Below are 22,570 nucleotides of genomic sequence, written 5' to 3' on the forward strand. Positions count from 1 at the left end.
CCCCACACCCTGCCCCCACCAACAAACTTTTTGCCGCAAACCCTAGTTATTTCCCATGACAATCAGGAGGATCGATAACATTGGTAAAAATTGCCCAAAGTACCATGAGCGGCATCGGCAATAAACAGATTAGCCACTGATGACCGGTTAGGGTCGCCGTTGCAAACAGACTGTTCATCACCCCCCATTGACTAAACAAAATTTGTAGGGCAACAGCAGCCACAATCCCCAAAATTAGGATTGGTGCATTAGTAATCGAGGTTGACTGACCACGCAGGTAGTACACTAGGCTCATCCCTAATTGGCTGATACTGAGCAGATAGATAACCCGTGCTGCCACAAGGGATTGAATTGCCATTGTGCGGGCAACGGCAATATCTCCTGTGGTCGATTTAGCCCACTCAAACATACCAAAAATTAGAATCCAGTTAAACAATGAAACAGCCAAAATTCGGCGTAATAGTTTTTTGGTGATCAAAGGTTCATTGGGATTGCGTGGTGGTGACTGCATAATGCGGTCGGATTTTGCTTCAAAGGCCAGGGGAACAGTCATCGTGACCGAGTTGATCATGTTCAACCAGAGTACTTGTAGGGAGAGGATGGGTAAATCTCGTGCTAGTAAGGCACTGATCAGAATCGTCATCGATTCGCCACCATTGACAGGCAAGAGAAAAGATATCGCTTTGCGTAAATTTTGATAAACGGTGCGTCCTTCTTCCACAGCGGCCTTGATCGAGGCAAAGTTATCATCAGTGAGGAGCATATCAGCAGATTCCCGGGCGACTTCCGTTCCCCCTTTCCCCATGGCAATGCCGATATCGGCCTGCTTGAGAGCCGGCGCATCATTGACACCATCGCCGGTCATCGCCACGATTTCTCCTTGAGACTGGAGTACTTCCACCAGTTGCAGTTTTTGGGTAGGGGCAACCCTGGCAAATACCGATCCATCGACCACCGCTTGGGCCAGTTGATGATTATCCATTTGCGCTAATTGTTTTCCCTCAAATGCTAAGACTTGTGCTGCCGTTTTAATGCCCATCCGTTTCGCGATCGCCCGTGCCGTGACAAGATGATCACCGGTAATCATCTTGACGCGAATCCCAGCACTTTGACAGGCATGAACAGCAGCGATCGCCTCTGGACGAGGCGGGTCAATCATGCCCTGTAATCCTAGAAACACCAAGCCTGTTTCGATATCCTCATGGTCGATAGAATGCTGATGGGTCGCTGCCGCTTTTTTGGCGAAGGCAAGCACCCGTAAACCCTGCCCTGCCATCGTTTCTACCGCTTGCTCGATCTGTTCGGCGTTCAGCGCAGTCATCTGACCATAGCGATCGATCATCTGGGAACAACGACGCATTAGCGACTCAACCGATCCCTTAACATAGATCAGACGAGGTATCCCATCATGCAGGGTTGCCATGTATTGGTACTCAGATTCAAAGGGAATTGCATCCAATCGTGGGGTTAAAGACAATAGCCCCAATTGACTGAGACCTGCTTTGGCAGCGGCCGCAATCAGCGCCCCTTCCGTAGGATCCCCCACCACTGACCAATCTTCTCCCGTTTGTTTGAGCCAGGAGTCATTACAAAGCAAACCAGCTACCAGACAATCCCCTAGGGCCGGGGGCAATTCGTCCGGGTATGGGCTGCCAGGGTTGCCATCGGTAATCAGACTAATTTCGCCCTTGGGACTATAGCCACCACCACTAACGGCGTAATATTGCCCCTCGGTATAAATGGACTGTACAGTCATTTGATTTTCGGTCAGGGTTCCGGTTTTGTCGGAACAAATGACGGTCGCACTCCCCAATGCTTCCACTGCGGGCAGTTTACGAATAATCGCATGACGACGGGCCATGCGGTTGACTCCAATGGCCAAGGTAATCGTTACCACTGCCGGCAGCCCTTCTGGAATCGCACTCACTGCCAGGGCAACGGCAGCTTCAAACATATCGATCCAAGATTTCCCCCGTCCTAACCCGATGGTAAAGGTCAAGGTTGCTAGGGTCAAAATTGTGTAGAGTAGGGTGCGGCTAAATTGGGCAAATTTACGGGTCAGGGGTGTGCTAAGGCTGACTCGGCTTTCCATCGACTGGGAAATCTGCCCCACTTCGGTGGCATTGGCCGTAGAGACAACAATCCCTTTGCCCTGTCCAAAGGTAACGAAACTCCCTGCGTAGGCCATGTTTGTCCGTTCTGCTAGGGGCGTATCCCCGGGTAAGGGTTCGATCGCTTTTGACCCGGGCAAGGATTCCCCAGTCAGGGCAGACTCATCCACCTGCAAATTGCGGACTTTCAGCAGCCTCAAGTCCGCCGGTACTTTATCCCCCGATACCAATAAAACGATATCTCCCGGCACCAAATCCCGAGATGGAATCCGCAGGGTTTGTCCCTCTCGCAACACCGTCGCTTCTGTGGTTACGGCTTTGGCCAAGGAAGCGATCGCACCTTCCGCCTTAGCTTCCTGCACATAGCCAATAATGGCATTGATCAGGGTAACTCCCCAAATTACTGAGGCATTCGTCCAAGACCCTAAAAATGCCTTAATAGTACCCGCCAGCAAGAGGATATAGAGTAGCGGCTGATGAAATTGCTGCAAAAATCTCAACCAAGCTGGTTTCCCCGGCTTAAATCGCAGTTCATTCGGGCCATATTTTTCGTAGCGACTGGCCACTTCTTCTGCTGATAAGCCCGTTGACCCATCGCTGGTCAAGTATTCAATCACCTCTGGTTGAGAAAGTTGATGATACAACGGCAACGATAATTGAACTGGCATCATGCTCTCCAATATTTAGCAGATGGATATTCTGATCCTATCAGTCGGATAGGTTCTTGCTCTTGCTGCACACCATTCCCCCGCGTAAATGACTAGGGATTCTAAGCGGCTGCTAGGCAACGTCGATTTATCGGGTTGCCTAGGATCTTTTTAGCCGACCAGAATCTTAATTTTTGGCTAGGAATCTGCTTCTCTGGGATTTTTAAAACCTAGAGCCAAACCCACTTAACGCCCTGAACAAGACAATAGCTTTTATGCTCTCGTCTTATTTTGGTAATAATCGCGGGTTCCCTTGGCATCTAGGGCTTCACCGAGACGATCAATAGCGTGGGCGTAGGCGGCGGTACGCAGAGATATATCGAATTCCTGGGCGAAAGACCAGACTTTTTCGGCTTCTGTCACCATTCTTTCTTTTAAGCGCTCATTTATCTCGTTTAATCGCCAATAAAGACCGCTGCGATTTTGCACCCATTCAAAATAACTCACCGTTACCCCACCGGCGTTAACCAGAATATCGGGGAAAACGAGAATCCCTTTTGAGTCTAAAATGCGATCAGCTTCTGAGGTAGTCGGACCATTGGCCACTTCAAAGATATATTTTGCCCGCACGCGATCGGCATTTTCGGCGGTAATTTGGTTTTCTAGGGCAGCCGGAATCAAAATATCCACATCTAGGGCTAATAATTCTTCATTACTAATCGCCTCGTGTTCCACGATATTACACACAGTACCCTCACAGTAAATAGCAGTAATTCCGCGATGTTCCTGTTTATACTCACGAATGCTGGCAATATCTAGGCCTTTTTCCCGATAAATGCCGCCCTGGGAATCACTTACCGCCACCACTTGATAACCCGCTTTGGCGAGGAGATCCGCCACTACGGCCCCAGCGTTACCGAATCCTTGGACGGCCACGGTAGTATTAGCGGGTTTTTTGTCTAATTTCGGCAAAAGAGAGTGAATAACATGAAAAGCCCCCGTTCCCGTCGCCGTATCGCGGCCGCGACTGCCTCCCATGGTTAAAGGTTTCCCCGTCACCACCGCCGGACTAATTTTACGCTGAATGATGCTGTACTGGTCCATCATCCAACCCATGATCATCTCGTTGGTATAGACATCGGGGGCAAGAATATCGACATCGGGACCGATAAAGTCGGCTATACCCTCGATATAGCCCCGGCTAAGGCGTTCTAACTCGGCTTTTGACAATTCTTTCGGATTTAGGGTAATGCCGCCCTTAGCCCCACCAAAGGGCAAATCCAGCAGGGCGCATTTAAAGGTCATCCAAAAGGCCAGGGACTGCACCTCATCAATGCTGACGTTGGGATGATAGCGCACACCCCCCTTGCCAGGGCCTCGGGTGTCATCGTAGCGGACGCGGTAGCCTTGGAAGATTCTTAAAGTGCCGTTGTCCATACGGACGGGTATGGAGACACTAAGACTAGCTTTGGGATATTTTAACCGCTCGATCGCATCATCGGAAATGGAGACATACTTAAGGGCCTGTTCTAGGCGACTGCTGGCATCGGTAAAGAGTGATTTCGACATGATTTTTTTTCCCCTATCTATCCCCATTAGAACAGGTCAAAACCGTATATTTCGCTACAGTTTATTTTTCTTAATTAACCATGGGCGGGAATTGCCTACCAGTGTTCTCAAACAAGGTTAGTGTTGAGTTAACTTCAGTGAGTAAGAGATTTTCTGGTACATCATCCACCAAGAGGATGCGATCGCTTAATTCCATTTAATTTTAATTGTCAACGATACTATGACGGCATTTCTCATAAAGATGAGGTTTAACCTAAAAAGTGCAAGGGTTTTCAGACCTGCGCTATTTATAACCCTGCACTTGTTGGGAAAAAAGGGCTTAAAACCGTTAACTGAACTGAATTCTACTTTTATTCAGCCAACCCTAAATAAATCACAGAACCAGTGATCCTATCATCGAAACGGAAAAGTAAACGAGTTTTTTTGTCTGAAATCTGGGAATCAGGCATCAGCGAAAAGCTGATGCCTGAAGATAAGAAATCCGAGGCCGAAAAACAGCTAAGTTTTAGGCGACATTACCTGCTGTGGTAGTAATAATTTGACGTACTTGAGCATCGGTCAGATTCGGATTGGCACTCAACATCAAGGCTACCACTCCAGCCACATGGGGTGCTGCCATGGAGGTTCCACTCAAGAAACCATAGCCTCCATTAGGGAGAGTAGAATACACTTGTACGCCTGGAGCGGTGACATACCTCATCGAAGAATTGGAGCCAGCACGATTGGAGAAGGAAGCCATCTGGTTAGAACTATCAACGGCACCTACGGCAAGACCCCAAGAGGTGGCACTGGAAGCGGGATAACCGGGTTGAGCTGCCCCCTCATTACCAGCGGCCATAACCACGATAACTCCGCGACTGCTGGCATACTGGAGGGCGGATTGAACCGCACTGTCAGTGCTACCACCCCCCAAACTCATATTAATTACATCAGCACCGTTGTCCACAGCGTAGCGAATTCCCTGGGCAACGCCACTATAGCTGCCACTACCAGAATCGCTCAAAACTTTCACCGGCATAATTCTGGAATTGTAGGCCACACCAGTAGCCCCAAAACCATTATTAGCAGCAGCAATGGTTCCCGCCACATGGGTACCATGGCGGTTGCCATCTAAAGTGTTATTATTGCCATTGGCAAAGTTCCAGCCATAAACGTCATCAACGTAACCGTTGCCATCGTTATCAAGCCCATCATTGGCAATTTCGCCCGCATTTGTCCAAATATTGCCCGCTAAGTCGGCATGATTGCGGTCAACTCCTGTATCTAGTACAGCAACGACGATTCCTTGTCCTGTATAACCTCTTGCCCAAGCTTCGGGAGCATTAACTAAGTTAACCCCCCAGTCATTAGCACCACCAAAAGTGGGAACGTTGGCAAAAGGACTTTGATTCAAGGCCCCAGCGACGGCTTTCGCGGCATTAACTAAACCGTATCCTGAAATGGCACTATATCCGGGTACAACTGGGGCTGTGGTAGCCGAAACAGCGAGATTATAGTTGGTATTGCCACTATAGGGATAGACACGAATGTAGTAGGTGCCTGCACTCAACTGACTGGTAATGCTCTCAGAAGCCGTACCACCGTTAGTAGAGGAGGCAATGACAGAACCGCCACTATTTAACAGTTGCACGTCCGCGTCGGCGGTCATTCCGGTGAGACCGAGATTAAAGTTACCAGAATTAGCGAGGGAAAAACGATAGTAATCATTGGTATCGGTGCTTCCTACCCAATCGGTGTAACTGGTGGTGCTGGAACCGACTGTAATCGCTCTGGCAGTGGCGAGGGTATTGCCAGCTAGGTCAACAGGAGCTAAAGGAGCGGCCGAAACAGCGAGATTATAGTTAGTGCTGCCAGTATAGGGATAGACACGAATGTAGTAGGTGCCTGCACTCAACTGACGGGTAATGCTCTCAGAAGCCGTATCACCGTTAGTAGAGGAGGCAATGACAGAACCGCTACTATTTAACAGTTGCACGTCCGCATCGGCGGTCATTCCAGTTAGACCAAGATTAAAGTTACCCGAATTAGCGAGGGTGAAACGATAGTAATCGTTGGTATCGGTGCTTCCTACCCAATCGGTGTAACTGGTGGTGCTGGAACCGACGGTAATCGCTCTGGCAGTGGCGAGGGTATTGCCGGCTAGGTCAACAGAACTGAAAAGACCCGCAGAACTACTTTGACCTGTTAAAAAATCACCGTCTTGAGGCCAAGAGGAAAGGGATTCGGATGATTGCCAGCGATTTTTCAGTTCTAGCTGGTATTCTTCCAGAGAATTGCTTAAAAAGTCAGAATCCAGTCCCTGGAGACTTTTGCGGACAAAAGGGGTAATCAAGTCGGAGCGTCCTAAACCTGATCCCACGCCAAGGGTTGGTAACTGGAAGATATCATCTAAAACATTGCTGTCTGATAGGTTGAAACTTTGGTCAAGCATATTTTTTCTCCTTAAGTGCTTCAGATGTGAGGTCAGGGGTTGGTTCCTAACTGTCGATACTTATTTCTGGGGAGTTGGGGATTATTTCGATCTGCGCCCTCCCTTTACCGTCGTATAGTATATATAGCGGTAAGCGCTTGAGTGAGATACAAACCAAGCTTTGCCTAGCATGGTTTATAGCTCGTGACACTGTACCTCATACGACTGCACACCGCTATAAGTCAGGTGAAAACTTTGACTGACATATACTGGGGGTGCGATCTAATCGTATGCAGTTAGTGGCTATGGTGGGAAAAATTGATGACTTATTCCCCGCTAAAAATTTCTCAAAACCTGGGGAATCTAGACCATCTATATAGTTATAGATGTCGTTGGCGACAAAGTTATCTATCATGGTGTTCTAGTCGTTTTTTAGTGGTTAGATGGCTGAGATAACAATCAAGAAGATATGAGCAGACAGAGAATATTTGTGAGCTTTTGGGTAAGTCCCACAAAGATTAGGCTAATTCAAATCTGAATTGCATTACTGTCCGAGTTTGTACGCCAATTCAAATCTGGATTCCACCACACTCTGATCCTATTTCAGACAATACCTTGAATGGGGTTCGATAGTCAAGATATTTTCGGAGACCTATAAATTATGAATTATGAATTATGAAGTGGGGTGATAGAATTATGAATGATAAATTATGAATTATGAATGATAAATTATGAATTATGAATGATAAATTATGAATTATGAATGATAAATTATGAAGTTGGGAGACCACTTCGTGCGCGTTGCGGGGGGTGATGGGATGGGGAGATAGGGAGATGGGAGCAGGGAGAAAAAGCGTTCGGTTCGACAAAAGCTCACGCCGAAGTCTGACGGCTGACGAATGTTACGATTGTTACAACATCTTGACATTAATTCTGATACCCTGACAATGTGTCAATCTGTGCAGTAATGGGGCAGAAACTCAAGTGGTATCGATCTATATTTCTATTGTTGAGGGCAACCCGCACTTGCGATCGCTATTAGCTTGGCATCTGCAACAGGCCGGCTATTTGGTTAATCAATCGGCAAACCTGCAAAGTGCGCGTCAAACTTTCCTTCATCGTCAACCAACCTTAGCAATTATCGATTCCGACTTACCCGACGGGGATGGAATCGAACTCTGCCGTTGGCTTTATCAACAAAAACATTCTCTAATACTGATTCTCTCGGCCCGCAATGGCGAAAAAGATGTGGTCAATGGTTTAAAAGCCGGGGCCGACGACTACCTGAAAAAGCCCTTTGGAATGCAAGAATTTATGGCTAGGGTAGAAGTGTTAACCCGTCGTTTAGGCGGTAGGGCTGCTCCCCTACACTTGGATTATGGGCAATTAAAAATAGATTTAGCCCAAAGACGGGTACAATTTCGCGGGGAGTATATCGAATTAACGCCCCAAGAATTTAGCCTACTCTACGTTTTAGCCCAAGCGGAGGGAACACCCCTATCAAGAGCCGATTTACTGCGTCGCGCTTGGCCCGAGGAAATCGATAACCCCCGGACAATTGATACTCATGTTCTCTCTCTGCGGAAAAAAATCGAAACCGATCCCAGACAACCTAATTTAATTCAAACGGTCCGCAACGTCGGCTATCGTTTCAATCTAGAAATGTTGGCCGAGATCAATTCAGCTTTAGAAGCTAATATTATTGCTTCCACCAAAGGCAATCATAACGGTCATTCCATGAGTAAAATCCCCGCTCACAATGTTAGTCGTTAATTCTGGCTTTGTCCGACTGATTAGCAGATTTTTGGCTGAAATCGTCTCCTAACCACTGAATGAAGCAAGGAGACGAAGAGCAAATTAAACCATAGTCACCATTGACCGATCCGCTTGTTGCTGAAATTCCGTCAATAAACGCCGGAATTCGTCGCCGTCAATGGTTTCCTGTTCAATCAGTATCTCCACCAAGCGATCAATCGCCATACGATTGTCAAGGATAAGTTTTGTTGCTAAATCGTGGCATTGCTTGACAAGTTCCCGCACTTGTGCATCAATTTTCGCCATCATCGCGAAAGAATGGTCGGCATGATAACCAGCGCCAGCACCACCGAGATAGGAATTACCATCCTCCTCTAGGGCAATCAATCCCAATTCCGACATTCCCAGACGCGTTACCATCTGTCGGGCCAGATAGGTAATTTTTTCGATATCATTACCGGCACCGGTGGTCACTTCATCCTCACCGAAGACACATTCCTCCGCCACCCGTCCCCCTAATAATCCCGCAATTCGGGCCAACAACTGGGAACGACTGGTTAAACCCTGTTCTTCATCGGGAGTGAACCAAGTTAACCCCTGCGCTTGCCCCCGGGGAATCAGGGTGACTTTTTCCACCTGATCGTGGCCGGGACACAGAGTACCGACAATCGCATGGCCGACTTCATGATAGGCGATCAAACGCTTGGCTTTACTATCCACTAAAGCACGCCCTTCCATACCGGCCACAATCCGATCAATCGCATCGTTGACCTCCTCCATCGTAATCGCCTCTTTGCGCCGTCTGGCAGTAAAAATCGCCGCTTCGTTGAGCATATTCGCCAAATCTGCCCCAGTAAAACCGGGGGTGCGCCTGGCGATCGCTTCCAGAGCCACATCAGCAGCCACCTTTTTATCGCGAGAATGAACCTCCAAAATGGCCAAACGTCCCTTAGAATCTGGATAATCCACCACCACCTGTCGGTCAAAACGACCCGGACGCAGCAAGGCCGAATCCAAAACATCGGGTCTGTTGGTGGCGGCAATAACGATAATGCCAGTATTGCCCTCAAAACCGTCCATTTCCGTCAATAATTGGTTCAGGGTTTGTTCCCGTTCATCATTACCTCCCCCATAACCGATCCCTCGTTGACGACCAACGGCATCAATTTCATCGATAAAAACCAAACAAGGGGCATTTTCCTGGGCTTTTCGGAACAGATCTCGCACTCGCGACGCACCAACCCCGACGAACATCTCCACAAATTCCGACCCGGAGATGCTGAAAAAAGGTACTCCCGCCTCTCCTGCGATCGCTTTAGCAAGTAAAGTTTTTCCCGTCCCCGGAGGACCTATTAACAGGACTCCCTTGGGGATTTTCGCACCAATAGCCGTAAATTTTTCCGGTTGTTTGAGGAATGTTACTACTTCCTCTAGATCTTCCTTGGCCTCATCCACACCAGCCACATCATTGAATTCTATGCCAGTTTTCGCCTCCATCTGAAACCGCGCCCTTGATTTACCGAAGTTCATCGCTTGACCGGAAGCATTGGCAGAACGACGGATAATAAACACCAATAATCCCAAGACGATAATAATCACTAACACGTTAGTGAGAACATTGATCAAGGCCGAATTGTCAGTGCTAGGGAGAATACCGTACTCAATTTTTTTAGCATCGAGTTTCTTGATTAATTCGGGATTTTGGTCAAATAAATTAACTTCCTTCGGGGGATCCTTGTCCGTTTGACCGACGAGGGTAACTGCTGCTTGCTGCAAAGAAGGATTGATTTCCACCTTTTTTACCTTGCCTTGCTCGATTTTCTCTAACAATTCACCGTAGGTGAGGGTATTGGGGTTTTTTTGACTCCAAGCAGGACTGACAGGGCCAAAGGTTTGCAGAATCATCCAAGTGCTGACAATCCCTTTCCATACTGGCCGATGACCACGATTCTTAGCTGACTTGGCTCTAACTACGGTGAGCGGAGATTTTTGATCCATAATTGACTCTATATCTAGTTACCCTGTATTCATTGTGACAGATTGACTCGATCGTGACCACTGTTCTGTTTTTCCCCCGGCACGACCCTGATGGCAAATAGTGATGACGGTTTTTTGCTATACTGTATTCAGCTAGGTGGTCTAACAACTGCCTATCCCAATCACTAACAGTTTAGGGAAGTGGGTTTCGCCCGCTTTTTTTATTGTCTAAATCATGACCCATCCGCTCATCCCCGACCTGCTGCACCTAGCCACCCCTATCGCTGAAAACTTGGGGCTAGAAGTGGTCGATATCGTTTTCCAAACCAATAAAAGGCCTCCCGTCCTGCGCGTTGATATTCGCAATCTTGCGGGAGATACTGGTTTAGAGGACTGTGAGCAGATGAGTCGGTCTTTAGAAACCGCCCTCGACAGTCAAGAAATCTTACCAGGGGCCTACGTTTTAGAAATATCTAGCCCCGGCATTTCTCGACAACTGAGCAGTGAGCGCGAATTTCACTCTTTTAAAGGCTTTCCCGTCATCGTTACTGGCCAGGATAGCCAAGGAAAACCGCAAGAATGGCGCGGAAAACTGCAAGGTAGAGATGAGCAATCTATTTATCTTAACCAAAAGGGTCGCTCCCTGACCATCGATCGCACTACTGTCATCAGCGTCCGTTTAGATGAGCAGCGCAATAATCAGTGATCAGTAAACAGTAAACAGTAATCAGTAATCAGTAAACAGTAAACAGTAATCAGTAAACAGTAAACAGCAAACAGTAAACAGTAAACAGTAATCAGGGATAAAGATGAAGATAACTAACTAACTGATTAACTTAAAACTTACATCTGATAACTGATAACTGATAACTGATAACTGATAACTGATAACTGATAACTGATAACTGATAACTGATAACTGATAACTGATAACTGATAACTGATAACTGATAACTGATAACTGATACAAGGCTGACGGATAAAAAACTAATAACTCAAAAGTAAGGAGAAAAAATAATTATGGCTACCGTTAATTTGCCCGGTTTAAAAATAATGCTCGAAGAAATTAGCCAACGACATAATCTGCCCAAAAATGCCGTACAGGAAGCCTTGCGTGAAGCCCTGATCAAGGGTTACGAACGTTATCGCCGCTCCCAAAGTTTAGAAAAAGCCGCTCAATTTCATGAAGATTATTTCAATAACTTTGATGTGGAATTAGACGTAGAAGAAGAAGGGTTTCGCATCCTTTCTACTAAAACTATTGTGGAAGAAGTGACCAATCCCGACCATCACATCGGTCTCAAGGAAGTACAGGAAGTGGCCGATGAGGCCCAATTAGGGGATGAAGTAGTTCTTGATGTCACCCCCGACCAAAGAGAATTTGGTCGCATGGCGGCGATTCAAACTAAACAGGTTTTACTGCAAAAACTGCGGGATAACCAACGTAAATTGATTCAAGAGGAGTTCCAAGATCTGGAAGGAACCGTTTTACAGGCCCGAGTCGTCCGTTTTGAAAGACAGGCCGCCATTGTCATGGTACAAAGTACCTACGGTCAACCGGAAGTGGAAGCAGAACTACCCAAACGGGAACAGCTGCCCAACGATAACTATCGCGCCAACGCCACCTTTAAAGTTCTGCTCAAAAAAGTCTTGGAAGGTTCTCAACGTGGCCCGCAATTAATTGTTTCCAGAGCGGCGGCAGGCTTGGTAGTATATTTGTTCGCCAACGAAGTTCCCGAAATCGAGGAGGAAATCGTGCGTATTGTCGCCGTCGCCCGGGAAGCTAATCCCCCCTCCCGTCACGTTGGTTCGCGGACAAAAATCGCCGTCGATACCCTAGAAAGAGACGTGGATCCGGTTGGGGCCTGTATTGGGGCCAGAGGTTCGCGGATTCAAGCCGTGGTGAACGAATTGCGGGGCGAAAAAATCGACGTGATTCGCTGGTCTCCAGATCCCGCCACCTACATCGCCAATGCCCTTAGTCCCGCCCGCATTGACCAAGTTTTGTTCACCAATGCCGAAGAAAGACAAGCATTGGTACTGGTGGCCCAGGATCAATTAAGTTTAGCGATTGGCAAAGAAGGGCAGAACGTGCGTTTAGCCGCCCGTCTGACGGGCTGGAAAATCGATATTAAGGATATCGCCCTGTATAAAGGAGAACAAGAGGTAAAAACCGATGAAACCGACCCAGAAGCGCAGGATTTAGACCAAGAATGAACCCCTTCGTCAATTATCGACGCTGTATTAGCTGCCGTCTCTTCGCCCCGAAGGAATCCTTTTGGCGAATTGTCCGACTACACCCGTCTGGACAGATACAATTAGATCAAGGCATGGGAAGGGCTGCCTATATCTGTCCGCAACCTAATTGCCTACAACTGGCCCGGCAAAAAAATCGTCTCGGACGGGCCCTAAAAGCCAATATTCCCGAAACGCTCTATGAATCCTTGCAAGAGCGCCTCGGGACTGCCAAACAAGGTCGTCCAAATCAGGATTAAAATTGACGATCATAGCCACAAAATCGTTACCATGGAAAGGGGGCAGTCCTGACAGGATCAAAAAATCAGCCAACTTATAGGATCACTAACACTTTAGCCGGGGGATAATGGATGAGTAACGCGAAAGTCAGAATTTACGATTTATCAAAAGAATTGAATCTAGACAACAAAGACATTTTGGACATCTGTGACCAGTTGAACATCGAGTACAAGAGCCACAGTAGCACGATCAGCGAAGAGGATGCCCAACGCATCAAGGCAATTGCTGCGAAGGGAGTTGTTTCGAGTACCAGCAAAAATAGCACGGGTCAGCGAGAATCGGTTAGTCCTACCGAAGAAAAAAAACAAAAGATTTTAGCCCTGCATAAACACAACCGCCCCGAAACTGGCGAAGAAGGGGAAATCTATCCCGGACCTGCCGGTTCCTCAGCTAAACCGACTTTAATCAGTCCTCCCCGTCCCCCAGTTAAACCCCTCGTTGCTGCCCCAGGGCGCGACGGTGCGGCCGAAAAAACTCCCCCCACCGCTGCACAGATGCCATCTCAGTCCGCCAGTGTTAAAGAAACCCCGACCGAAACCCCGCTAGTGCCAGAAGTATCCCCCAGCTTAATCGCCCCACCTAATCGACCCTCCCTCACCCCGAAACCACGCCAGGAAAGCGCCTCGGGACGGCCAGAACCCCGATCTAAAAATGCCCCCGGCAGTAACGACAGGCCGCGGGGAGAAAAACGCGAGCGCGGCGAGAGCGAAAACGCCCCTAGTCCTGAGCGCAGGGCTGGCTTGGCTAAACCCGAAAAACCGACCCTCCACCGCAAACCCGACGGAAAAAGCCCGAAACTGGCGGAACCAGCTAGAGAAGTGCGGGAGACGGTGGAATTGAAGCGCCCGGTTCGCCCTGGTATGCCCGCTAAAATCTCGGCTGCTGGCGAGGAAGAAACCGACACCACCAAGAAATCCGGTGTTGATGGCACAGAAATCGATACAGATACCGGATTGCTCGGAGCAGACGGGCCCAAAAAACTCAAACGACCGACCATGCCCCTTCGCATGGCCAAAAAATCTAGCTGGGAAGAAGAAGAAGAAGAAGAGAAAAAAGCGGCCAAAACCGCCAAAATTGCTGGCAAAAACAAACGCCGCACCCAAGCTCTCTTTGAAGATGACGATGATCTAGAATCGGAACTATCCGGGTTAATCAATAGCCCCAGTTTTACCCTTTCCACCGCTCGTCCCCCCAAACCGCCCAGCGCGAAAGCAACCACCCCTAGCACTCCCACAGCAGTCAAAGTTAAGCGGCCCAGTAAACCAACCGCCCACACCAGCAGCCCGAAAAGCGAGCGTCAAGAACCCCAAGAGGAAAAACGCCCGGAAAGCATCGTCATCACCGGCAGTCTTACCGTGCGCGACCTCTCGGAATTGATGAAAGTCCCCGAAACCGAGATCATCAGAACCCTATTTTTTAAAGGGATGGCGGTTAATATCACCCAAACTCTCGACGTGGACACGATCGAAATGATCGCCAGGGACTTCGATATGACCGTGGAAACCCCCAGCACCCAGTCGGCGGCAATCAAAACCACGGAGATGATCGATGTCTCCGACTGGGAAAGTCTCCAGCGTCGTCCCCCCGTCGTCACCATTATGGGTCACGTTGACCACGGTAAAACCACCCTCCTCGACTCGATCCGCAAAACCAAAGTCGCCCAAGGAGAAGCCGGCGGCATCACCCAGCACATCGGTGCTTACCACGTCGATGTGGAACATAACGGCAAACCGGAACAGATTGTCTTTTTGGATACCCCCGGTCACGAAGCTTTTACTGCTATGCGGGCCCGCGGGGCGAGAGTCACCGATATAGCGGTACTGGTGGTGGCCGCCGATGATGGTGTACAACCCCAAACGAAAGAGGCAATTAGTCACGCCAGGGCCGCCGAAGTCCCCATCGTGGTGGCGATTAACAAAGTCGATAAACCTTCGGCTAACCCCGACCGGATTAAACAGGAATTGACCGAACAGGGACTGGTGGCCGAAGATTGGGGCGGTGAGACGATTATGGTTCCCGTTAGCGCCCTGCGGGGGGAAAATCTCGATAATCTGCTGGAAATGATCCTCTTGGTGGCAGAAGTGGAGGAATTGGTCGCTAACCCCGATCGCTTGGCTAAGGGAACCGTGATCGAAGCTAACCTCGATCGCACCAAAGGTCCCGTGGCTACCCTGCTCGTCCAGAATGGCACTCTCCGCGTCGGTGATAGCATCGTCGCTGGTTCCGTTTTCGGCAAAATTCGGGCGATGATCGATGATCGCGGTCAAAAAGTCGAAGCGGCCACCCCCTCCTTTGCCGTGGAAATCCTCGGTCTTAGTGATGTCCCAGCCGCTGGCGATGAGTTCGATGTCTATGAAAGTGAAAAAGAGGCCCGATCGATCGCTGATCAACGGGCGATCGAACAACGCAACACCCGTTTACAACAGGCCCTCTCCTCCCGTCGCGTTAGCCTTAGCACCCTCTCTATCCAAGCTCAAGAAGGACAACTCAAGGAACTTAATCTCATCCTCAAGGCAGATGTGCAAGGTTCCGTCGAGGCCATCCTCGGTGCGCTCAAACAGTTACCCCAAAACGAAGTACAGATTCGGGTTCTCCTCGCCTCTCCGGGGGAAATCACCGAAACCGATGTGGATCTGGCCGCCGCTAGTGGTGCGGTGGTGGTAGGCTTTAATACCACCCTTGCCAGTGGTGCGCGCGCATCAGCTGATCGGGAAGGAGTCGATATCCGCGATTACAATATCATCTACAAGCTCCTCGATGATATTCAAGGGGCGATGGAAGGTCTTCTCGACCCCGAAGAAGTGGAAGAACACCTCGGTTTTGCCGAAGTGCGGGCCGTCTTCACCGTCGGTCGTGGGGCCGTGGCTGGTTGTTATGTCCAATCCGGTAAACTGGTGCGGAATCGCTTCCTGCGCGTGCGTCGCGGCAAGGAAATTGTTTATCAGGGGGTTCTTGATTCCCTCAAACGGATGAAGGAAGATGCCCGGGAAGTGGCGACCGGTTTCGAGTGCGGTGTCGGTGTTTCTAAATTCAATGACTGGAAAGAAGGCGACATTATTGAAGCCTACGAAATGGTCATGAAACGTCGCACTTTATCCAGTTAATTACACTTGAACCGTCGGGAGTCGGGAGTCAGTTATCAGTTATCAGTTATCAGTCATAATTCCCCCACTCCCCCATCTCCCCACTTCATAAGTAGTCGTGCAAAATAAATTTCCTAGTGAAGATAGGCAATAGGCAATAGGCAATAGGCAAAAGCTTTATCGAAATGTGTAATTAATTTTGCTTAGGTACTTAATTCATAATTTATAATTTATAATTCTCATCTCCCTCTATGAAATCAGAACCTTTTTTGTGGATTCATCTGGCAGGGTTAGCGGCTTTGCCAATCTTTTTACAAATCGCTTGGATTGGTTTAGCTGTGGGCGATCCCTTGCCTTTTCTTTGGCTAGAATGGCTATTTCTGGGAGCGATCGCTATTATTCCCGTCTTTTGGATGCAGTGGACAAAACCTTTTGATATCTTTAGTCTTTTGTTGGTCGCCCTGAAACCGAGTCAACTCACCCCCGAACAGTTAAAAATTCTCTCTCTTTTTCAACGTCCTCGCCATCGTCTTCTTACTCTTTTGGGAGTCGTCCTCCTAATTCTCATCGCTTGGCCCATCTATAATTTTGCCCCTCTAGCGGCTGCCGTGGCCGCCTATCTCCCCCAATGGCGGCTTTTAGGTTTAGTCATTGCTGCGATCGCTCTCCTCTTAAGTCACCTATTTCTACAGGTTCCTCTGAGTGTTCTGGGGGTTTTAGCCACTAAAGAAAGTGATTGGACAGCGACCGAAGCTTTAGTTATTGAGCGCATTCCTGAGTTATTTACCATTTTTGGTCTAAAAGTTAATAAAATTATCTAAATTAGCCAAAATGCCGACAATTTCGACTAGGAATGCAGGATTGATCGCCCGTTTAAGGGTTGAATATTCCTCGCATTACGGGGCAAAATCGCGGCCAATTGTTGCAGTTGTTGGGGAGAAATTTCGATCGCATTTTGCCAGACTAACCAGAGAACATCCTCGCTACAGGGAGGAGTGGACAAAGACCCCCGATATTCATAAAAACCGCTATTTTCCGGCAGTAAAAGCCCGACATTGACCCAAGTATCGGGGATAATCATTTCAGGAGAAGGTTCTTGGGGCAAATAATCCCAAATGGTTTGTAAATAGGGATTAAAAGCACCAATTTCGGCTAAGATGCCCACAACTGCTAAATTTCCCTTCCCATTTCGATGCACTAAATGAATTTCTAGAGGGAAAGACTGACCTTTAATCTGATGTTCGCTGGGGTGATGAAAATGGAACTGCAATAAATCCCAGTTTTCGCCGTGAAAACTCATGCTTCCAACTTTTTCGGTCTGAACCAAGATTGTATGACCGTTATGGCGAATTTTTAGGGGTATAGGACGATAATTAAAGGTGGGTTGGTATAGCTCTTTTTCAGTCACTATACTCAGATTGATCGGTGTTTGTTGCTTTCCCGTGGTGCAGAGGCGATAATTCCTTGATAATTCGCCCCAATGGTCAATATTTTGATAATTCCAAGTAAATTCTGGATTAATAGCCCCAAAAAGAGCATGAGAGCCTATAAATTGCAGTAATTCTCGTCTATACATGGGATTAAATTCAGCACATTTCGACACATTTCGACAAGCTCAATGTAAAAGCTCAATGTAAAATCATCCGAGCAAGAGTTGATCAATTAATTGTTTGGTTTCGTCAGAGACGGTTTTATTAGTGGGATTGATCACAAACGGTTGACCACACTTCGACAGCCTCAGTGACCACATTCTTTACATTGACGTTTGGGTTTTCCATTATGAATAGAACCATTCTTGATCATATAATGAGAACCGCAATTAGGACAGGGCAATAGAGGTGAACTAGGGGGGATTTTGTTCGGTGCTAGACTGATATTTGAGTAAGCCAGACAGGAGTCAGAAAAAGATATTTATCAGAAAAGTCATGATCAAGCTAGAGGTTTAAAGACTGATCGGGTTCCAATTATTTTTATTAATAAATATTTTACACAATTCATACCAGATAAGCAAGAGGGCTACGGCACTACTACCGAATCATTACCCTCATTTTACAAAGACAGTGATCGCTTTTACTTTTGATATTCTGATGGGAGAATGAAACAGCCCTACCCCCGACGGTGGGTTTGGGGGGTTCTACCCCCCAAAGGCTTGCATTGAATGATAAAATCGGAAGTAATGACCAACTTTAGAAGATAGTTTCCCTTTAAAAATCCCAACTCAGTAGATTTACAAAAATGAGATGCACCCAATTAGACAATTATTCTTGATCCACTGTCCTATAATGACAGAAAGAGTATTTTTGACTTGAATTTGTTCTTAACTGTACCCTAATAATCTCGCCCCTGATAATCTTCTCATCACCTTACTTTATGTCAAACCTAATCCTTTTCTGGCATCGTCGCGATTTACGTCTCTCGGATAATATTGGACTGAGTAAAGCTAGGGAGCGTAGTCCGAAAATCATCGGGGTTTTCTGCCTCGATCCTGCTATTTTAGAAGGGGATGATATCGCCCCTGCTAGAGTTGCCTATCTGCTCGGTTGTCTAGAGGAATTAGAAAAAAATTATCGCCAGAAAGGTAGTCAATTACTGATTATTCGCGGCAAACCCAGTCAAACACTCGTCAATTTAGCCGGCAATTTATCGGCAAAAGCAGTTTTTTTTAACCTCGATATCGAACCCTACGCTCGTCAACGGGATCAACAGGTAATCGCCGCTTTACAAACAAAAGGAATTGAAGTAGAAACCTTCTGGGATCAACTTCTCCAGGCTCCAGGACAAGTCCTCACCCTCTCAAAAAGCCCCTACACCGTATATACTCCTTTTTGGAAAAATTGGAGCCAATTAGCCAAAGCCCGCCCCACAACCCTAGAAAACCTGCAAGGATTAGACAAAAATGAGGGGGAGAAACTCACAGAAACTATTAATTTACCAACCCTAGAAAATTTAGGTTTTACCTGGCAAAACCCCTTACCCCTCACCCCCGGAGAAAAAGCTGCCAATAGCACATTAGAAGAATTTTGTCAAGGGGTTATTAACAATTATCAAGAAGATCGTAACTTCCCCGCTGTCGATGGCACCTCGCGCTTGAGTGCCGCTTTAAAATTTGGGACGATTGGCATTCGCACAATTTGGACGGCAACCCTAGAGTTATTAGAAAATTGCCGCGCTCAGGAAGCAAAAGATAGTATTATCACTTGGCAGCAAGAGTTAGCTTGGCGGGAATTTTACCAGCATTGTCTCTATTTTTTCCCAGAATTGGCGGTCGGTGCTTATAGAAAAGAATTTCGTCATTTTCCCTGGCAGGATAACGAAGAACATTTTCAAGCTTGGTGCCAGGGAAAAACCGGCTATCCGATCGTTGACGCGGCGATGCGACAATTAAATGAAACGGGATGGATGCACAATCGTTGTCGCATGATCGTGGCGAGTTTTTTAACCAAAGATTTAATTATTAACTGGCAAAAAGGCGAAAAATACTTCATGCAGAAACTTTTTGATGGCGATTTAGCCGCTAATAATGGTGGTTGGCAGTGGAGTGCTTCTAGTGGCATGGATCCGAAACCCTTAAGAATTTTTAACCCCGCTAGTCAGACACAAAAATTCGATCCAGAAGGGGAATATATTCGTCAATGGTTGCCGGAATTAGCTTCCGTAGATACGGAATATTTAGTAACCGGGAAAATCCCCCGTTTAGAAAGACATCGTTGCGGTTATCCTGAGCCAATTGTCGATCATAATCAACAACAAAAGGAATTCAAACGACTCTATAGCAATCAGAAGCCAAAACGGTAAAACTAGCTACTTTTGACCAGCTTTAATCTGGTTCCAAACATCCTCTAAACTTAGATATAACACAGGCACAACAATTAAACTCAACAGGGAAGAAGTGACTAAACCTCCCACAATTACCATCGCCATGGGTTGCCGCAATTCCGCACCAGTACCCAATCCCAAAGCGATCGGAATCATGCCTAAAATTGTCGAACAAGTGGTCATTAAAATCGGTCTTAACCTAATCATTCCCGTTTCTAAAACCGCTTCCTCCCGACTCCAACCCTGTTGACGCAATTGGTTAGTATAATCCAGCAATAACACAGCGTTTTTATCGAGTAATCCCAAGAGGAAAATAAACCCGATCAGAGAAATCATACTAAACTCACTACCCGTTACCAATAACCCTAACATTGCCCCCACAATCGCTAAAGGTAAACATAAAGCGATGACGATAGTTTCTAGCAGTCTTCTGAATAATAACCATAAAACTCCTAACATTAAAATTGTCGCCAGGATTAAAGTGCGACCAAAACTGCCCAAAACATCGCTACTTTGAGAAGAAGTACCCCAACGCTGTAAAGTTATCCCTTCCGGTAAAGGAATCCCTTCAATTTTAATCGCCGCATCTTCTAAACCTAAATCGGGACTGAGATTAGCACTCAGAAAAATCGCCTGTTGACCATTTAAACGCTCGATCGCCAAAAAATCCCCCCGCTCATTTAATCTAGATGATAGGGAAATATCCTTTAAACCGGCGATTTTAGCGGCCTCAACCCGCAATTTCTCGGCACTATCGCGCAATAGCTGCCAATTATCGCTTTTAATCGCAATTTGGATCGGCTTTTCCGCTTCCGTCTGCACAAAAGGAATGTCCTCGACACTGACATTCACCCCTCTAATTGTCGGTAAAATTTGCCGAATCCGTTGCTGCACGGCACTGGTGTGAGATTTACGATCGCCCTTCAGTTTAACGTGAATTTTGCCCCGATTCGGCTCACCGCGTAAACCAGCAATCATAAAAGTCGATTCCACTTCCCCATCCTGCAAAATCGGCGCTTCTAATTTGCTGCCATCGCGGATAGTGCGACGCAGGAGAAAACTTTCGGGAGAACTCGCTAACTGAGAAATCCAAGCGAAACTATCGCTAGAACTCTTAGCTTTCGGTTTATTAGGGCTAATTTGCGTTATTTTCGGCAAAGGAGAAGTATAAACCAGATTAAACTCGCCGCGATCGAGTCTGGGAATAAATCCCCTAGAAATGAAAGGAATCAGGGCAATACCCGCCAAAAAGGTAATTAGGGCAATAGCAATGACCAGCAAACGATGACGCAATGACCAGTTTAAGAGCCGTCGATAGGTGTTCTCAACCGGTCGCTTTTGTTTCGTCATTTTTGCCTGTGACTGCGGTTTCAGCCAATATACTGCCAAAACTGGCGATAAAGTTCGAGCGATCAACAGAGAAAAAATCACCGCAGCCGAGACGGTTAAACCGAAGGGTTGGAAAAACTGCCCCACCGCACCCCCCATAAAAGCCACGGGTATAAACACGGCAACAATGGTTAAAGTGGAAGCAGTCACAGCTAATCCGATCTGCCTTGTCCCCTTGAGTGCCGCATTTTTCGGGGTTTCCCCCGCGTCGATTAAACGGGAAATATTCTCCACATCCACGATCGCATCATCCACGACAATGCCAATCACCAAAGCGAGAGCCAGCAGTGTCAGGGTTTCCAGATTAAACCCATAGATGGCCATGATAATGAAAGTCCCCAAAAGAGATAGGGGGATAACCAGAGCAGAAATGATTGTAGCGGCGAAACTGCCTAAAAATATCAAGATCACCAGCACCGACAGCAAAACTGCCAAAAGTAAATCATCGATCGTGCCTTGTAGGGCAGCGCGAATATATTCCGCTTGGGTTTCAGCTAAAATTATCTTGACATCGGGCAGTTTTTGTGCTATGTCTTTAACCAGTTTTTCTGCGGCCGCGGCCAGATCGAGACTATTGGCGGCACCTTTTTTGATTACCTGCACTGCGATCGCTTCTTGTCCATTAAAGCGCACCAGTGTGGGCAATGGTCGGGTTAAGCTTTTATGGGGATTATCTTCCCTAACTGTACCTTGACCGAGTAAATTAACTTTAGCCGTACCTGGGAGAGCTTTTAAGGGCGGAATTAAATTATCTTGGGCGATTTGGCTTAATTCTTCTAGAGTTTTCTGCTCACTCACCAGCGCATAGGTAACTGTTGCCGACTCATTTAAATCAACGGGGATAACTTCTGTGGTAGCTTGAGAGGGTAAAGGGACTTGCGAGATAGCCTGTTTAACTGCTGCGGTGGCCTTGTCTAAATTTGTGCCAATTTTAAAGAAAATGCTGATTACTGACTGTCCGGGGGCAGTAGTCGAGGAAATATCACGACGACCCGGGAGAGAGAAAAGAGGATTTTCTAGGGGTTTAGTTAATTGCTGTTCCGTGGTGATAGCAGTAGCTAAATCCGCTTGAGCGTTAATTATGACGACTGGAAAGCTTATATCGGGGAAAAGAGCGTATTTTAGGGAACTAAAAGCCAAAATTCCCGCCACGGCCACCGCTAACCAGAAGGCAATGGTTAACCTCGGTGCATTAATCGCTATTCGAGAGATATTCAGACGTTCTCGCCACGATTCTTTCATCTTTGTTTAATAAGTGGGGTGTGGGGTGTGGGGTGT

General features: G+C 47.3%; 13 protein-coding genes and 1 pseudogene. 7 read left to right on the forward strand and 7 right to left on the reverse strand.

All coding sequences use genetic code 11. The features are described 5' to 3' along the window. Positions 1–46 precede the first annotated feature (46 nt). The 3 genes from IQ224_RS10725 to IQ224_RS10735 all read right to left on the reverse strand — a co-directional run bounded on the left by IQ224_RS10725 (position 47) and on the right by IQ224_RS10735 (position 6,758). On the reverse strand, positions 47–2,779 hold the full coding sequence (locus IQ224_RS10725) for a cation-transporting P-type ATPase (protein ID WP_036399246.1): 2,733 nt from the start codon (positions 2,777–2,779) through the stop codon (positions 47–49). Between the two features lie 252 nt (positions 2,780–3,031). Next, complete coding sequence (locus tag IQ224_RS10730; protein ID WP_194032922.1) at positions 3,032–4,327, reverse strand: Glu/Leu/Phe/Val dehydrogenase; 1,296 nt, start codon at positions 4,325–4,327, stop codon at positions 3,032–3,034. A gap of 505 nt (positions 4,328–4,832) precedes the next feature. Continuing rightward, positions 4,833–6,758: a S8 family serine peptidase gene (locus IQ224_RS10735; protein ID WP_002740354.1), complete on the reverse strand. Its 1,926-nt coding sequence runs from the start codon at positions 6,756–6,758 to the stop codon at positions 4,833–4,835. 963 nt (positions 6,759–7,721) lie between these two features. On the opposite strand from IQ224_RS10735, the gene IQ224_RS10740 reads away from it, so the two are divergent. Then, positions 7,722–8,510: a response regulator transcription factor gene (locus tag IQ224_RS10740; protein WP_002740345.1), complete on the forward strand. Its 789-nt coding sequence runs from the start codon at positions 7,722–7,724 to the stop codon at positions 8,508–8,510. An 84-nt stretch (positions 8,511–8,594) separates the two neighbouring features. Here the strand turns inward: IQ224_RS10740 and ftsH are convergent, their stop codons facing one another. Then, the gene (ftsH, locus tag IQ224_RS10745; protein ID WP_194032923.1) at positions 8,595–10,490 is read right to left on the reverse strand and encodes an ATP-dependent zinc metalloprotease FtsH; all 1,896 of its coding nucleotides are present in this window, start codon (positions 10,488–10,490) and stop codon (positions 8,595–8,597) included. Positions 10,491–10,704: 214 nt separating this feature from the next. Between ftsH and rimP the strand changes: the two genes are divergently transcribed. From rimP to IQ224_RS10770, 5 genes are all read left to right on the forward strand, one after another. Further along, the gene (rimP, locus tag IQ224_RS10750) at positions 10,705–11,175 is read left to right on the forward strand and encodes a ribosome maturation factor RimP (protein ID WP_002740340.1); all 471 of its coding nucleotides are present in this window, start codon (positions 10,705–10,707) and stop codon (positions 11,173–11,175) included. 314 nt (positions 11,176–11,489) lie between these two features. Then, complete coding sequence (gene nusA, locus IQ224_RS10755) at positions 11,490–12,686, forward strand: transcription termination factor NusA (RefSeq protein ID WP_002740335.1); 1,197 nt, start codon at positions 11,490–11,492, stop codon at positions 12,684–12,686. Continuing rightward, on the forward strand, positions 12,683–12,964 hold the full coding sequence (locus IQ224_RS10760) for a YlxR family protein (RefSeq protein ID WP_002738851.1): 282 nt from the start codon (positions 12,683–12,685) through the stop codon (positions 12,962–12,964). Before nusA ends, IQ224_RS10760 begins: the two co-directional genes overlap by 4 nt. Before the next feature lie 111 nt (positions 12,965–13,075). Next, a complete protein-coding gene (gene infB / locus IQ224_RS10765; RefSeq protein WP_194032924.1) occupies positions 13,076–16,108 on the forward strand; it encodes a translation initiation factor IF-2 in 3,033 nt (1,010 codons plus the stop codon). Between the two features lie 230 nt (positions 16,109–16,338). Then, positions 16,339–16,908, forward strand: a complete 570-nt coding sequence (locus tag IQ224_RS10770) for a low-complexity tail membrane protein (RefSeq protein WP_002738450.1) — start codon at positions 16,339–16,341, stop codon at positions 16,906–16,908. A gap of 26 nt (positions 16,909–16,934) precedes the next feature. Here the strand turns inward: IQ224_RS10770 and IQ224_RS10775 are convergent, their stop codons facing one another. Both IQ224_RS10775 and IQ224_RS24080 read right to left on the reverse strand, forming a co-directional pair. Beyond that, a complete protein-coding gene (locus IQ224_RS10775; RefSeq protein WP_002740328.1) occupies positions 16,935–17,663 on the reverse strand; it encodes a carbonic anhydrase in 729 nt (242 codons plus the stop codon). Between the two features lie 87 nt (positions 17,664–17,750). Then, positions 17,751–17,981, reverse strand: a pseudogene (locus tag IQ224_RS24080) (ISNCY family transposase); the annotation flags it as partial. A 476-nt stretch (positions 17,982–18,457) separates the two neighbouring features. Here IQ224_RS24080 and IQ224_RS10780 point away from each other — a divergent pair. Then, positions 18,458–19,882, forward strand: a complete 1,425-nt coding sequence (locus IQ224_RS10780; protein ID WP_002740325.1) for an FAD-binding domain-containing protein — start codon at positions 18,458–18,460, stop codon at positions 19,880–19,882. Between the two features lie 6 nt (positions 19,883–19,888). Here the strand turns inward: IQ224_RS10780 and IQ224_RS10785 are convergent, their stop codons facing one another. Continuing rightward, entirely contained in the window at positions 19,889–22,534 is a 2,646-nt protein-coding gene (locus IQ224_RS10785) for an efflux RND transporter permease subunit (protein ID WP_002740324.1), read from the reverse strand. Between the last annotated feature and the right edge of the window lie 36 nt (positions 22,535–22,570).

Origin of the sequence: Microcystis sp. LEGE 00066 (assembly GCF_015207925.1) — a bacterium.
GTDB classification, from domain to species: domain Bacteria; phylum Cyanobacteriota; class Cyanobacteriia; order Cyanobacteriales; family Microcystaceae; genus Microcystis; species Microcystis ichthyoblabe_A.